The 14,249-nt window shown below is 59.9% G+C and carries 15 protein-coding genes; 4 read left to right on the top strand and 11 right to left on the bottom strand.

What is annotated here, in order from left to right; all coding sequences use genetic code 11:
• Window positions 1–91 precede the first annotated feature (91 nt).
• The 6 genes from ASB65_RS02600 to ASB65_RS02575 all read right to left on the bottom strand — a co-directional run bounded on the left by ASB65_RS02600 (window position 92) and on the right by ASB65_RS02575 (window position 3,859).
• On the bottom strand, window positions 92–532 hold the full coding sequence (locus ASB65_RS02600; RefSeq protein WP_099085639.1) for a hypothetical protein: 441 nt from the start codon (window positions 530–532) through the stop codon (window positions 92–94).
• 52 nt (window positions 533–584) lie between these two features.
• Window positions 585–1,547: a glycine--tRNA ligase subunit alpha gene (locus ASB65_RS02595; RefSeq protein ID WP_060722929.1), complete on the bottom strand. Its 963-nt coding sequence runs from the start codon at window positions 1,545–1,547 to the stop codon at window positions 585–587.
• A gap of 101 nt (window positions 1,548–1,648) precedes the next feature.
• Complete coding sequence (locus ASB65_RS02590; RefSeq protein WP_020813590.1) at window positions 1,649–1,843, bottom strand: NfeD family protein; 195 nt, start codon at window positions 1,841–1,843, stop codon at window positions 1,649–1,651.
• Window positions 1,844–1,863: 20 nt separating this feature from the next.
• Entirely contained in the window at window positions 1,864–2,733 is an 870-nt protein-coding gene (locus tag ASB65_RS02585) for a S49 family peptidase (protein ID WP_035212555.1), read from the bottom strand.
• 88 nt (window positions 2,734–2,821) lie between these two features.
• Window positions 2,822–3,622 carry a tRNA1(Val) (adenine(37)-N6)-methyltransferase gene (locus ASB65_RS02580; RefSeq protein WP_020813588.1) on the bottom strand — a complete coding sequence of 267 codons (801 nt, stop codon included), beginning with the start codon at window positions 3,620–3,622 and terminating at the stop codon, window positions 2,822–2,824.
• A 6-nt stretch (window positions 3,623–3,628) separates the two neighbouring features.
• Window positions 3,629–3,859, bottom strand: a complete 231-nt coding sequence (locus ASB65_RS02575; RefSeq protein ID WP_003503261.1) for a DUF2007 domain-containing protein — start codon at window positions 3,857–3,859, stop codon at window positions 3,629–3,631.
• Between the two features lie 111 nt (window positions 3,860–3,970).
• On the opposite strand from ASB65_RS02575, the gene ASB65_RS02570 reads away from it, so the two are divergent.
• From ASB65_RS02570 to moaB, 4 genes are all read left to right on the top strand, one after another.
• Entirely contained in the window at window positions 3,971–4,987 is a 1,017-nt protein-coding gene (locus ASB65_RS02570; protein WP_003503263.1) for a polyprenyl synthetase family protein, read from the top strand.
• 189 nt (window positions 4,988–5,176) lie between these two features.
• A complete protein-coding gene (locus ASB65_RS02565; protein WP_080868495.1) occupies window positions 5,177–7,021 on the top strand; it encodes a tetratricopeptide repeat protein in 1,845 nt (614 codons plus the stop codon).
• Between the two features lie 6 nt (window positions 7,022–7,027).
• A complete protein-coding gene (locus tag ASB65_RS02560) occupies window positions 7,028–7,912 on the top strand; it encodes a 4-(cytidine 5'-diphospho)-2-C-methyl-D-erythritol kinase (RefSeq protein WP_060722927.1) in 885 nt (294 codons plus the stop codon).
• Between the two features lie 10 nt (window positions 7,913–7,922).
• A complete protein-coding gene (gene moaB / locus ASB65_RS02555; protein WP_060722926.1) occupies window positions 7,923–8,468 on the top strand; it encodes a molybdenum cofactor biosynthesis protein B in 546 nt (181 codons plus the stop codon).
• Window positions 8,469–8,719: 251 nt separating this feature from the next.
• Here the strand turns inward: moaB and ASB65_RS02550 are convergent, their stop codons facing one another.
• From ASB65_RS02550 to ASB65_RS02530, 5 genes are all read right to left on the bottom strand, one after another.
• A complete protein-coding gene (locus ASB65_RS02550; RefSeq protein WP_060722925.1) occupies window positions 8,720–9,595 on the bottom strand; it encodes a dienelactone hydrolase family protein in 876 nt (291 codons plus the stop codon).
• Between the two features lie 118 nt (window positions 9,596–9,713).
• Window positions 9,714–10,742, bottom strand: coding sequence for an alcohol dehydrogenase AdhP (gene adhP, locus ASB65_RS02545; RefSeq protein ID WP_060722924.1), 1,029 nt, complete (start codon window positions 10,740–10,742; stop codon window positions 9,714–9,716).
• Between the two features lie 149 nt (window positions 10,743–10,891).
• Window positions 10,892–11,293, bottom strand: coding sequence for an MAPEG family protein (locus ASB65_RS02540; protein WP_031234389.1), 402 nt, complete (start codon window positions 11,291–11,293; stop codon window positions 10,892–10,894).
• A 115-nt stretch (window positions 11,294–11,408) separates the two neighbouring features.
• Complete coding sequence (guaB, locus tag ASB65_RS02535) at window positions 11,409–12,914, bottom strand: IMP dehydrogenase (RefSeq protein WP_020812622.1); 1,506 nt, start codon at window positions 12,912–12,914, stop codon at window positions 11,409–11,411.
• 179 nt (window positions 12,915–13,093) lie between these two features.
• A complete protein-coding gene (locus tag ASB65_RS02530) occupies window positions 13,094–14,095 on the bottom strand; it encodes an MBL fold metallo-hydrolase (protein WP_060722923.1) in 1,002 nt (333 codons plus the stop codon).
• Window positions 14,096–14,249: the final 154 nt, after the last annotated feature.

Genomic DNA, 14,249 nt, shown 5'->3' with positions numbered 1-14,249 from the left:
ACGATAGCCGCTCATTACCGCAAAGTCATGGGGCTTCGCTCATTCTGTCCGTTTTTGCCGGAAGCGACACGCTGCGGTAAGCAAACACCCGTTATTTATAAAAGACGGTACAATATAATTTCAGACCGGATACCTTGCGTACAAAAAGAGTATAGGAGGCAAGCCTGTAGCCTCGCTCGGCCCAATACTCCTTGTTTCCCTCCAGATGATTCCAGCCGTCTATGACCCAGTCGAGCATTTTCGTATTGCGCGTGTAGTGCATGCGGACGAGCGCGCTGCCCACATCGAGAGAGCGCTGGCCGCTGTCCTTGCACTCCATGCGGGTGACGATCATTCCGAAAGAACGCAGCTTGTCGGCGCGGGCAAAGGCATCGTTGCCGCTCATCCAGTCCGTCGTTTCCGCAGCCGCGCTGTTGCCGAGAATGGATCCGAGTGTAAGCACAAATAAAAAACAGAAATTTCTAATATTATTCACGGTTAAACCCATCGTTATATTCAGCATACCAATCCACACAAAATAAAAGGCCGTCAAGATCGGCCTTTCAAATTCATCAAAACTTTGGACAACAGCTTACCACCAAAAATCAGGCAGCCCGGTTCCAGTTCAGCCCGCCCGCATCCGTCAGCAGGAAGGCCTCGCCGCAGGATTTCGCCAGCGTGCGCACGCGCAGGATATAGCTCTGGCGTTCCGTGACCGAAATTACGCCGCGCGCATCCAGAAGGTTGAAGACATGGCTTGCCTTGATGCACTGGTCATAGGCCGGGAACACGCATTTATGCAGGCGCTGATTGTCGTTATCACCGGGCGCACCGGCAGCGAGAAGCGCCAGGCACTCCTTTTCGGCGTCGATGAAATGGCGATGCAGCATGGCCGTATCGGCAAATTCGAAATTATGGCGGGGATATTCCTGCTCGGCCTGCAGGAAGACATCGCCATAGGAAATCTTCTCTTCACCCTCGCGGCCGTTAAAATTCAGGTCGTAGACATTGTCGACGCCCTGAACATACATGGCGAGGCGTTCCAGACCATAGGTCAGCTCGCCCGCAACCGGCGAGCATTCGATGCCGCAGACCTGCTGGAAGTAGGTGAACTGCGACACTTCCATGCCGTCGCACCAGCATTCCCAACCGAGACCCCAGGCGCCGAGCGTCGGGCTTTCCCAGTCGTCTTCGACAAAGCGCACGTCATGCAGCAGCGGATCGAGGCCGATCGCCTTCAGCGAACCGAGATAGAGTTCCTGCAGGTTGGACGGGTTGGGCTTCAGGATGACCTGATACTGGTAATAGTGCTGCAGGCGGTTGGGGTTTTCGCCGTAACGGCCGTCGGACGGGCGGCGCGAAGGCTGCACATAAGCGGCCTTCCACGGCTTGGGCCCAAGCGCACGCAGGGTCGTCGCCGGATGAAACGTGCCCGCGCCCACTTCCATATCGTAGGGCTGCAGCACCGCGCAGCCCTTGTCGGCCCAGTAGTTGTGCAGCGTCAGGATCAGCGCCTGAAAGGAACGCTTCGGGTTCATGTGGTCGGGAACATCGGTCATTGCAGTCATCGCGGCGTTAGGAGGACAAGTAAGCATTTGACTTACTTCGGATGCGGACTGGTGCCACGGCATGGCGTAAGGGTCAAGGTTTTATGCGTGGAGACGCCGCCTTACGTCTCATCCTCGCGCTTCACGCGGTATTCGCCGGTTTCCGGGTCCTTGATCAGCGTGCCAATGGCGCCGGTTTCTCGTTCCTTCTCGCGCTGTTTCGATTTCGCGGAAAGCTTTTCCGCATCGCGGACGAAGCGGCGGTAAAGGATGACGGATCCCACCACCAGAAGAATGATTGTAATAATCTGCGCCATAAGGCTCTATTCCCGCGACATCATAGACCGAAACGCGACCACAATGCCTTTTCTTCGGCAACTTCCGCAAGCCCCGAGACGGCGCCTGCCGCAAGCCTTTCGGCATTGAGGCCGAGGGCCGTATTCACGCCCGGCACTTTTTTGCCGAACAGGCTGCGCCCGCCGCTAACGAGCTGGAGCTTGACCTTTTCACCGTAACGGCGGCGCAGAATCTCGCGCATGTCGCCCAGCCCGTCGATCAGCCCGAGGTCGAGACCACGCATGCCGGTCCAGAACAGGCCGGAGAATATCGCCTCATCGTCCTTCAGCTTCGAGCCGCGGCGCATCTTGACCATGTCGATGAAAACATTGTGGATTTCGACCTGGAGCGACTTCAGGTAGTCGATATCGCCTTCCTTTTCCGGCTGGAAGGGATCAAGGATGACCTTGTTCTCGCCGGCCGTATAGACACGGCGCTCCACGCCGAGCTTCTTCAGCATTTCCGGAAAACCGAAGCCACCGGAAACGACACCGATCGAACCGACGATGGAGGTGGGATCGGCGATGATCTCGTCGCCGGCAAGCGCGATCATGTAACCGCCGGAGGCTGCAACGTCCTCCACGAAGATCAGAACCTTCTTTTCCTTCTCCTCGGCAAGCTGGCGGATGCGGTTATAGATCATCCTTGCCTGCACCGGCGAACCGCCGGGCGAGTTGAGCGAAATGGCGACGGCCGGCGCATCCTTGACGGCGAAGGCCTTCTCCAGAAGGGGGGCGTAGGAAGCGAGATTGAGCGCGGGGCGGAACTGGTTGCCGCCGGCCATGATCGCGCCATGCATGCGCACCACCGGGATGACGAGCTCTTTTTTACGAAAGCGTTTCGGCACCAGATACTTCAAAAAACCCACTATTCAATCCTCGCAGCATTTATCCGTTCGTCACGGATGTATGTATCGCCCCGCAAAACACAATGGTTTGCGGCTGGCGGAACCCCGATATTTATGGCGCCGGCCGGATTGCCCTTACATTACGCGAATAGGCGGCGCGGCCATTGTTCAGGTCATCCACGAAGGGGGTGAAGGCGTGACTGCCGTTTTCATGCATGATGAGCGGTGCGCGGAAGGACAGCCGCGCACGCGAACCCTTGATGGCGGTGACGAGCATGCGCACCGCGTCCTCACGGGCACGCGGATGGATGAGGGTGATTTCGATGCCGCCGAAACGGCTGCCGCAGGCGGCGATGATCTCCGCCACCGATTGCGGCCTTGAAATCAGGGAAAGCTGCCCGCCCGAAACCATGATCGCACCCGCGGTCCTGATCCAGTCTTCAAACAGACCCTCCGTCATGGCGTGGGCCTCGGCCTTCAGGGCATCCGGCGTGCGGCGGTCGCCTGCGTCATTATAGGGCGGGTTCATGATGACGTGATGGAAATAGTCATCGGGCAATCCCGCCTCAATGCGTGCTTTCGCTCGCAGGGTCACATCGGCCTCGCGCACGCTGACACGGGCGGAAAAAGCAGCATTTTCGGGCAATTCGAGACTGCGATGGGCAAATTGCGCCATTTCCGGCGCGCGTTCGTAGAGCGTCACCTCGGCCTTTTCGAGCCGCGCCGCAACTGCCATGCCGGCAGCTCCCGCACCCGCGCCGAGATCGGCGATCCGGCAGGCGCGATCGTCCGCCACCAGTGACGCCAGAAGCATGGCGTCCATTCCGGCCCGGTGCCCCCTGCCCTTCGGCTGGATGATGTGAAACCGGCCCCGGTGAAAGGCATCGATCGTTTCAGAAATGCCGCCGCCCACCGCCGTTCAAGCCTCTTCGTTGCGCAACTCGTCGCCCAGCCCGGCATCGATGAGAATGCGGCGGGCCTGGTCCGCCCGATCTTCCTCCACCAGAAACCGACGGGGCAAAAGGCCGAGCGATCCCTCCAGAATACTCATCGCCTGATCGGCAATGAGGCAGTGGATGCCGGCATCCTTCATCAGGCTTTCAGCGAAGGACAGAAGCACTGCATCGTTGGTACGGATCAGTTCACGCATGGATAAGCCCTAAATTCCCATCTTTTTGAATGGCTAGCGGCAATTCGCCCCTTGCCGCGCAAGGCGTCAGTTTTTATTGTCGAATTCAAATTCGAACTGGAGTCCTGTCCCTTGGGCGTCGTCATACCGCTTGAAGAAAGCAAAAACAAACTCGCATCCGTCAAGCCGCTTGTCGACCTGACCCGCCCCGACATGGAACGGGTGAACCAGCTTATCCTTTCCAAGGCCGGTTCCGATGTCCAGATGATACCCGAAGTGGCCAATCATCTCATCTCCTCCGGCGGCAAGCGCCTGAGGCCGATGCTGACGCTCGCCTCGGCCTCGATGTTCGGTTACGAGGGCGACAACCACATCAAGCTCGCCACCAGCGTGGAATTCATGCATACGGCGACGCTTCTGCATGACGATGTGGTCGATGAGAGCGATCTGCGCCGCGGCAAATCCACAGCCCGCACCATCTGGGGCAACCAGGCGAGCGTTCTCGTCGGCGACTTCCTGCTCGGCCAGGCGTTTCGCATGATGGTGGATGTCGGCTCTCTCGATGCGCTCGACGTGCTGTCCACCGCCGCCTCCGTCATCGCCGAGGGCGAAGTGCTGCAGCTTTCGGTCGCCAAGAACATGGAAACGACCGAAGACGATTATCTGCAGGTGATTCGCGCCAAGACGGCCGCACTTTTCGCGGCGGCGGCGGAAGTCGGCCCCATCGTCGCCAAAACCGACAAGGCGACCCGCAGCGCGCTGAAATCCTACGGCATGAATCTCGGCCTCGCCTTCCAGCTTGTCGACGATGTGCTGGATTACGGTGGAAAGTCCGCCGATCTCGGCAAGAATACCGGCGACGATTTCCGCGAAGGCAAGATCACGCTGCCGGTCATACTGTCCTATCGCCGCGGCACGCAGGATGAGCGCGCCTTCTGGCGCACCGCCATTGAAAAAGGCGAAAGCAGCGACGAGAACCTCGAAAAGGCGCTTGGGCTGATCACCAAATATAACGGTCTTGGCGATACGATCGGCCGCGCCACGCATTATGGCACCATTGCCCGTGACGCGCTCGCGCCGCTGCCGCAGAGCCCGTGGAAAGACGCGCTTCTGGAAGTGATCGACTTCTGCATCGAGCGTCTGAACTGACGCTAGAGGCCGGGCAAACGGCGGATGGAAAAGACCATCCGCCCGAGGTTCCGGGCCAGCTTCTCCGCAAGGTGTGATTGTGGCCGAGGCCATAATTTCTTGCGGCGTTGCTTCAAAAAAGCCATTCTATCGTGACCAACAATGGAAACTGATTTTTCCGTGCTTCTGCACAAAGGCAAAGGTTCCCTCATGCGGCGTAAACCAGCACTCCGTCTTCTCTGCAGCGCGGCTCTCGCCGCTGCTCTCGCAATCGGCGCGGGTGCAAGCCCCGGCTTTGCGGAGACGAAGGCGAAACCGGAAGACAAAGCCGTTACGTTCGATCCCGGCAAGGTAAATACCTTCTCCGGCGCCTTCCTCGCCGGGCGCAATGCCGATGTCGATCAGGACTATCCGACCGCGATTTCGCTCTACAAGAAGGCGCTTGAATTCGATCCGGCCAATACGGAAATCCGCCAGCGGCTGATGATCGCCGAACTTCTGAGCGGCAATTTCGAAGCCGGCGCCAAGATCGCCGATTCGATGAAGGACGATACCTCGGTGGAGCGTGTCACGACCATCGTGCGCGGTCTGGACGCCATCAAGGACAAGGAATTCGCCAAGGCCGAGAAGATCCTGAAATATACCGGTCCGAACGATCTCGACCGCATGGTCAATACGCTTTTGACCGCCTGGGCGCGTGCCGGTTCCGGCAAGCCGAAGGAAGCGCTGGCGCTCGTCAACAATATGAAGGGCCCGGGCTGGATTTCGATCTTCCAGAAATACAATGCGGCGGCCATCGCCCTTGTTTCCGGCAATACTGAAGCCGCCCGCAAGAGCCTGAACGAAGCGGTGACGGACCGCGAAGGCGGGGCAACCGCCTCCGACACCTATATGCGGGCGGTCATGGCGCTTGCCCGGCTCGAAGCTTCCGCCGGCAACAAGCAGAAGGCGCTGGACGCGATTGCGGTCGGCGACACTTTCGCGCCGAACTACGCGCCGCTGAAAGCACTTCGCCAGTCCATCGAAAATGGTGAAAAGCCGGAGCAGCAGATCACCAATGCCGTGGAAGGTGCGGCCAGCGTCATGTTCTCCATCGCCGGCGCGTTGAACCGCGAAGGCGCCGAAGAGATAGTGACGCTTTATCTGCAGACGTCGCGCGCGCTCGATCCCAAGAGCCCGGATACGCTCATCCTTCTCGGCGGCCTTTCTGAAGCCCTGAAACAGCCTGACCGCGCCATTGCGTTCTACCGCGAGGTGCCGAAAGATTCCCCGATGTATCGCATCTCCGAGCTGCAGCTCGGATTGACGCTTGCGCAGACGGGCAAGGTGGATGAGGCGCGCAAGCATCTCAAATCCCTCCTCGAATCCGATCCGAAGGACATCCGTTCCTATCTCGCCTATGGCAGCGTGCTTTCCGATGCCAAGGACTACAGGGCAATGGCCGAAAACTACGACAAGGCCATCGAGGTGATCGGCTCCGTGCCGCAGAAATCCGACTGGACGGTCTTCTTCCAGCGCGGCATCGCCTATGAGCGGTTGAAGCAATGGGACAAGGCCGAACCGAATTTCAAGCGGGCGCTGGAGCTGAACCCCGAGCAGCCGCAGGTTCTGAACTATCTGGGGTATTCCTGGGTGGACAAGGGCATCAATCTCGATGAAGCCATGAAGATGATCAGCCGCGCGGTCGAGCTTCGGCCGAATGACGGCTATATCGTCGATTCGCTCGGCTGGGCGCATTATCGCCTCGGCGCTTTCGATGAGGCGGTAACCGAGCTGGAACGGGCAATCGAGCTCAAGGCCGGCGATCCGACCATTAACGACCACCTTGGCGACGCCTATTGGCGCGTCGGCCGCAAGATCGAGGCGGTCTATCAATGGAACCGCGCGCTGATCGGCGACAATGATGATGTGGACAAGGCCAAGGTGAAGGAAAAGATCGCCAACGGCCTGCCGCCGGTGGAGAAGGACGCCGAAAATACCGCCAAGAAGGATGCAGCGCCGCAACCGCCGGCTCCTCCTGCCCCGGCGGCCCCTGCTCCGGACAAGAAATCCTGACGCCATATGCCGACGCAGGGCATCACCGGGGCGGCTGAGACAATCGAGGCGGCCCCGGCCAAGATCAATCTGGCGCTGCATGTGACCGGCCAGAGAGCGGATGGTTATCATCTGCTTGAAACGCTGGTGACCTTCACCGAAGCCGGCGATACGATCCGCATCCGCGACGCCGATGCCGATAGTTTCTCCATCTCAGGCCCCTTCGGCGATCTTCTGCGCGCCGGGGATGGCGGCGACAATCTCGTCACCCGCGCCAGAGATTTGTTGCGCGATAGACTTGCGTCGACGGGTCAGCCAGCACGCCCGGTCGCCATTCACCTTGAAAAGAACCTGCCGGTGGCATCGGGCATCGGCGGCGGTTCGGCGGACGCGGCGGCGACGCTGCGAGGGCTTTTGCGGCACTGGCGCGCCGGGGTGGCACCGGATGCGCTTTCCTCCATGGCCCTGAAGCTTGGAGCGGATGTGCCGATGTGCCTTGAGAGCCGACCCCTGATCGCGCGCGGCATTGGCGAGGACATTGAACCGGTCACCAATTTGCCGGAACTGTTCCTGGTTCTGGCCAATCCGCTGAAGGCCGTCTCTACACCGGAGATTTTCCGGCGATTGCGGAACAAGGCCAATCCGCCCCTGCCCGCCCATGCGACAATTGGCTGGATGGATTTTCTCGCCCGGAGCCGTAACGATCTGCAACCACCAGCACAGGCGCTGCTTCCGGAAATTGGGGAGATTGCCGGGTTACTCTCGCAGGAAGGTGCTGCGCTTGTCCGCATGTCCGGTTCGGGTGCAACCTGTTTCGGGATTTTTCATTCCCTTGAAGCGGCCCTGATAGCGCAAACATCGCTTCGAAAGAAACGCCCCGGCTGGTACTTTCAGGCGACTCGGACCATTTGAGGATTAGGCTATGGCAGGCGAACGACCCTTCATCCCCTTGGGCATTGCGGTTTTGACCGTTTCGGACAGCCGCACGCTGGAGAATGACAAATCCGGCGATACGCTCGTCGCAAGGCTGGAAGATGCGGGCCACAGGCTTGCCGCCCGCGCCATCGTGCCTGATGACAAGGAAGCGATTGCCGGCACCGTGCGCGAGTGGACGCTCTCTGAAGGCGTGGATGTGGTCATCACGACGGGCGGCACCGGCTTTACCGGCCGCGATGTGACGCCAGAAGCGCTGGAACCGCTGTTCGAAAAGCGCATGGACGGGTTTTCCGCCCTCTTTCACCGTATCTCCTATGACAAGATCGGCACCGCCACCATCCAGTCACGCGCGACCGGCGGCGTGGCGAACGCGACCTTCATCTTTGTGCTGCCCGGCTCTCCGGGGGCGTGCAAGGATGCGTGGGACGGCATCCTCAAGGCTCAGCTCGATTATCGCCACCTGCCCTGCAATTTCGTGGAAATCATGCCAAGACTTGACGAGCATTTGAAGCGCGGGGCTGGCGGCGTTTAGAGCGGGATTTCAGGGGTTGTCCGTTCACAGCGGATCGAGGTGCACGGGGTTTTACCCCCTCTGCCTTGCCGGGCATCTCCCCCTCAAGGGGGGAGATCGACCCGAGGCTAGGTCTCGGCCATCTTCAAGGTTGAGAGAGAACCGGCGATAGCGCGTCTTTCCGATCTCCCCCCTTGAGGGGGAGATGCCCGGCAGGGCAGAGGGGGGTAAGCCCCACGCATCTTCGGTCCGCTACGTGGCCAAAACCCCCATCACGCCAGATATTTCTTGAAGAACTCCGTCGTCCGGCCCCAGGCGAGATCGGCCGCCGCCTTGTCGTAACGCGCCGAGGACGTGTCATTATTGAAGGCGTGGTTGACGCCGTCATAAACGAAGATTTCGAAGGTCTTGCCGTTTTCCTCCAGCGCCTTCTTGTAGGCGTCGATGCCGGCATTGATGCGCTCGTCGAGACCCGCGTAATGCAAAAGCAGCGGCGCTTTGATGGCAGGCACATCGGCCGCCGGGGCCTGCTGGCCGTAATACGCGACGCCGGCATTCAAACCTGCCGACTTGGTCGCGAAACGATTGACCAGCCCGCCGCCCCAGCAGAAACCGACTGCACCGACCTTGCCATTCGCCCCCTGCCGAGCCGACAGCCACACCCGGCCCGCTTCGGCATTGGCGACGGTCGCATCCATGTCGAGACCGCTGAACATCTGCCGTGCCTTCTCCTCGTCAGCGGGCGTGCCGCCCTGCGGGGAGAGGAAATCGACCGCAAGCGCCCGGAAACCGGCAAGCGCCACCCGTCTGGCCACGTCACGGATATGGTCGTTCAGACCGCGGTTCTCATGGATGACAATGACCGAGCCGATGGGGCCGGACGCCGATTTCGGTGTAACGAGGTAACCCTTCATCTCGCCGGCGGGGCCGGGATATGTCACCTCTTCCGCGACGATCCCCGCATCATCGGGTGCTACGATTGCCGCACGGGCGCTGTTGGCGGAAAGCAGCGGGGCGATTGCCGCGGCGGCCGCACCGGAGCCGGCCAGCACGGTGAGCTTTTCCATGAATTTGCGGCGGTCGAGGCTGAGATGGGTATATTCATCATAAGCGTCGATCATGGCCTGCGTAATCTTGGGCTTGTCCATCGCTCTATCCTCCTTGAACGCACGGATGCGGAAGGATAGCGCAGATCGCCCCGCGGGGAACGATGCGGGCGGAAGCGGCGTCACACATTTGCGTGAGCGCCGCGGCCGCATTTTCACATCAGGCGGCGAGGTCCACGACAATACGGCCGTCGATCTTGCCCTCTTCCATGCGGTGGAAGATATCGTTGATGTTTTCGAGCTTGTCCCACGAGAAGTGGGCGGCGACCTTGCCTTCTCCGGCAAAGGTCAGCGCCTCCTCCAGATCCTGCCGTGTGCCGACGATGGAGCCGCGCACCGTGATGCGCTTCAGCACCGTGTCGAAAACCGGAATGGAGATAAAGCCCGGCGGCAGGCCGACAAGCGCCATCGTCCCCTTGGAGCGGAGGAAACCGTAGGCCTGCTCCATGGCCTTGGGCGAAACCGCCGTCACCAGCGCGCCATGGACACCGCCGGTTGCCTTCTGCACCTGCTCAACTGCGTCAGGCGCACGGCCATTGACGACGACATCGGCTCCGAGTTTTTTCGCAAGCGCCAGCTTTTCGGCGAAAATATCGGCAGCAACGACATGCATGCCCATCGCCTTCGCATATTGCACGGCCATGTGGCCAAGCCCGCCAATGCCTGAAATGACCACCCACTCACCGGGCCTGACTTCGGTTTCCTTCAGACCCTTGTAGACGGTGACACCGGCGCAGAGCACGGGTGCGGCGGGACCGAATTCTAGATTATCCGGCAGGCGGCCGACGAATTTCGGATCGGCAAGGCCATATTCGGCAAAGCTGCCATTGACAGAATAACCCGAATTCTTCTGGCTTGGGCAAAGGGTCTCCCAGCCGGTACGGCAGGGAATGCAGCATCCGCAGGCGGTGTAGAGCCACGGTGTGCCGGCGCGGTCGCCTTCCTTGATACCGGTGACGCCTGCGCCGATCTTGGCGACATAACCGACACCTTCATGGCCGGGAATGAAGGGCGGGTTGGGCTTGACCGACCAGTCGCCCGTTGCTGCGTGCAGGTCGGTGTGGCAAATGCCCGTCGCCTTGTAGTTGATGAGAATTTCACCGGGACCGGGATCCGGTATCGCCACTTCCTCGATGGTCAGCGGTTTTCCAAATGCGCGGACAACCGCCGCCTTCATTGTCTTAGCCATGACATACTCCCTAATCTCTGCTCGCCTGAAATCCTCGACGGCAGGCAGAGATTAACGGGGATGCGGCGTCATGGAATTGACCCATCGCAAATCGGAGTATTTTGCCAGGCGGGATTGTCTCACTTATGAGGCAACCTCACGGTGCTGATTTATTCCAGCGCCAACCATATGGCGAGCCATGCCCACAGGCAGACGACCAGTGCAAAGCCGATGCCGAACAATGCGCCGCGCTGACGCAGGCGATTGCTGGTGACGTGGACATAGGAATGGGCGTAGCGCGAAAGCACGAACAGCCATGCCAGAACAACGGTGACGACATTATCCGCATCCGTGATGTAAAGCAGCAGGCAGGCGATGTGGAACAGGACCGGCAGCTCGAACTGGTTGGCAATATTGCGGTTCACCAAACGGCTTTCGTGCGCCTCCTCGCCGTGATCACGCAGCTTGATCGCCGATTCGCGATCCTTGAAGGTGTATTTGTTGCGCCGGATGATCAGCAGGCCGTAAAGCAAGAAGACGAGAAAGACATGGGCGATCATCGGCCAGAACATTGCGGTCGTTGGTGACATGCTTTCTCCCCCAATCGTGAAAACGCTCCCCGATCCGGCTTGAGATCGGGGAGCGCCAAATAACTAGCCTATCTTTTTACGGATTCGGCTCGAAAGATCAAACCGCGCCGGGATAGTTCGGGCTTTCGCGGGTGATCGTCACGTCATGGGCATGGCTTTCGCGCAGGCCCGCGCTGGAGATGCGAACGAAGGTGGCGCGCTCCTGGAATTCCTTGATGTTGCTGCCGCCGACATAACCCATGGCGGCCTTGAGGCCACCGGCCAGCTGGTGCAGCACGCCGGAAACCGGACCCTTATAGGGAACCTGGCCTTCGATGCCCTCGGGAACGAGCTTCAGCGTGTCGCGCACTTCCGCCTGGAAATAGCGGTCGGCGGAACCGCGGGCCATGGCGCCAACGGAACCCATGCCGCGATAGGCCTTGAAGGAGCGGCCCTGGTAGAGGAACACCTCGCCCGGGCTTTCATCCGTACCTGCCAACAGCGAGCCGATCATGACGGCGGAAGCACCGGCGGCGATTGCCTTGGCCAGATCGCCCGAGAACTTGATGCCGCCATCGGCGATGACAGGAATGTCAGCCGCATTGGCCACCTCGACCGACGACATGATCGCGGCAAGCTGCGGAACGCCGACGCCGGCGACGATGCGGGTGGTGCAGATGGAACCGGGGCCGATACCGACCTTGACGCCATCGGCGCCGGCATCGATCAGCGCCTTGGTGCCGTCAGCGGTTGCGACATTGCCGGCGATGATGCGAACCGAGTTCGACATCTTCTTGACCACCGAAACGGCATCGAGCACGCGCTGCGAATGGCCGTGTGCGGTATCGACGACCAGAAGGTCTACACCAGCATCGATGAGGCGCTCGGCGCGCTCGATGGCATCGGCACCAACGCTGATGGCGGCGGCGGCGCGAAGACGGCCCTGCGCATCCTTGGTGGCATTGGGATTAAGCTGCGATTTTTCGATATCCTTGACGGTGATGAGGCCGACGCAATTGCCCTTTCCGTCCACAACCAGCAGCTTTTCAATGCGGTGCTTGTGCAGCAGGCGGCGCGCTTCCTGCTGATCGACGCTGCTTTCCTTGACCGTGACCAGATTTTCGCGGGTCATCAGTTCATAGATTTTCTGCTGCGGATCGGAAGCGAAGCGCACGTCGCGGTTCGTCAGAATGCCGACGAGGCGGCCGTTCTTGTGGCCGCCGGAGCCGCCATTTTCAACCACCGGAATACCGGAAATGCCATGCGCCTTCATCAGCGCCTGCGCTTCTGCAAGCGTCGCATCCGGGCCTATCGTGACCGGGTTGACGACCATGCCGCTTTCGAACTTCTTCACCTGCCGAACTTCTTCAGCCTGTTCGATGGGGGTGAGGTTGCGGTGGATAACGCCGATGCCGCCGGCCTGGGCCATGGCGATAGCGAGACGGCCTTCGGTCACCGTGTCCATGGCGGAAGAGAGGATTGGAAGATTGAGATCGATATCGCGGGCGATGCGGGTGGCGATATTCGTCTGTCCCGGCATAACCTCGGAATGTCCGGGTTGCAGCAACACATCGTCAAATGTGAGAGCGTCCAAACCAGTGGGTGTTTGAATGATGCGTGCCATGACCAAATTCCTTCATAATGAAAATGCGTGGCCGTTCCGGAACGAAAAGTTCACCCCGGCGCCCTGCAAGGATTGCTTGGAAGTTGGCGAGGGCTGGTAACACGTTCATGACAGGAAGGGAATAGAAAAAACCCGGAATTGCCTTCCGGGTCCCCTCTGTTGCTGCATTGCAGCAGATATCAGATATCGAACTGATAGGATTTCGGCACGAAACGGTAACCCGTCTCCAGCTTTTCCGCGTAACCGACAGCCGGAAAAGGCATGTGATACCCGAGGAAGGGCAGCCGGTCGGTAGCGATCATGTCATAGACTTTCTTGCGGGTCGCGGCCGCCGCCGCCTTGTCCATGTCGAACTTGACCTCCCAGTCCGGCCTTTGCAGTGACAGGACAAAATGATTGGCCGTGTCCGCCGTCAGGATCAGCTGTTTGCCTTCCGATTCGACACGGAAGATCATATGGCCAGGCGAATGGCCGAAAGCCGCAATGCCGGTGATGCCCGACACCACATTGGCGCCATCGCCAATGAAGGTCGCCTTTTCCGCCAGCGGCTTGACGCTGGCCAGAACACCCTTATGGCCGCCCTCGGCAGGTGTGCCGACACGCTTCTCGTCCGCCCAGAAATCATATTCCGCCTGTCCGAAAACATAACGCGCCTTGGAGAACGCAGGCGCCCCCTTTTCCATCAGCCCGCCTATGTGGTCGCCATGCATATGGGTCAGCACCACCACGGTTACATCTTCAGGCGAATAACCGGCCGCCGCCATGCCCTCGGTCAGGCGGCCATTGCCGGCGCCGCGACCGGCCTCACCAAAACCGGTGTCGAACAGCACGAGGTCCGTGCCTGTATTGACGAGAACCGGCGAGAAGGAATTGACGAATTGGTCCTTCGGCAAAAAATTGTCTTCCAGCAATTTGCCGACCGTTTCCGCCGACTGATCCGTGCCGAAGGTCTCGCCGGGATTGGGTGCGGCGCGCGAGCCGTCCTTCACCACGAGCACTTCGAAATTGCCGAGCTTGAAGCGGTTGGTTTCCGGCGGCATGGCGTGTTTGATCTCCATGGAGGTCTGCGGCTGGTTGGTCTGGGCATTTGCGCTGCGCGCCATCAAAAGCGGCGCGCCGAGAACGCTTGCACCGGCCGCACCGATGAGGCCGCGTCTGCTCATGCTCAAGGATTGGGTCATCATCTTTCTCCCGATATCGCCAACTGGCCGTGATCGCCAACTGAACTCACCCAACGGACAATAGAGCGAGAAAGTTGCAAGGAAACCGGCCTCACGCAGGTTTGATCGGAACTTGAGAAATTGATAATTAACGTGTTGGCAAGCCCGCTTATCA

Origin of the sequence: Agrobacterium tumefaciens str. B6 (assembly GCF_001541315.1) — a bacterium.
Lineage (GTDB): Bacteria > Pseudomonadota > Alphaproteobacteria > Rhizobiales > Rhizobiaceae > Agrobacterium > Agrobacterium radiobacter.
Note: the sequence above shows the minus strand (reverse complement) of the source record. Positions and strands in the feature narration are given on the sequence as shown.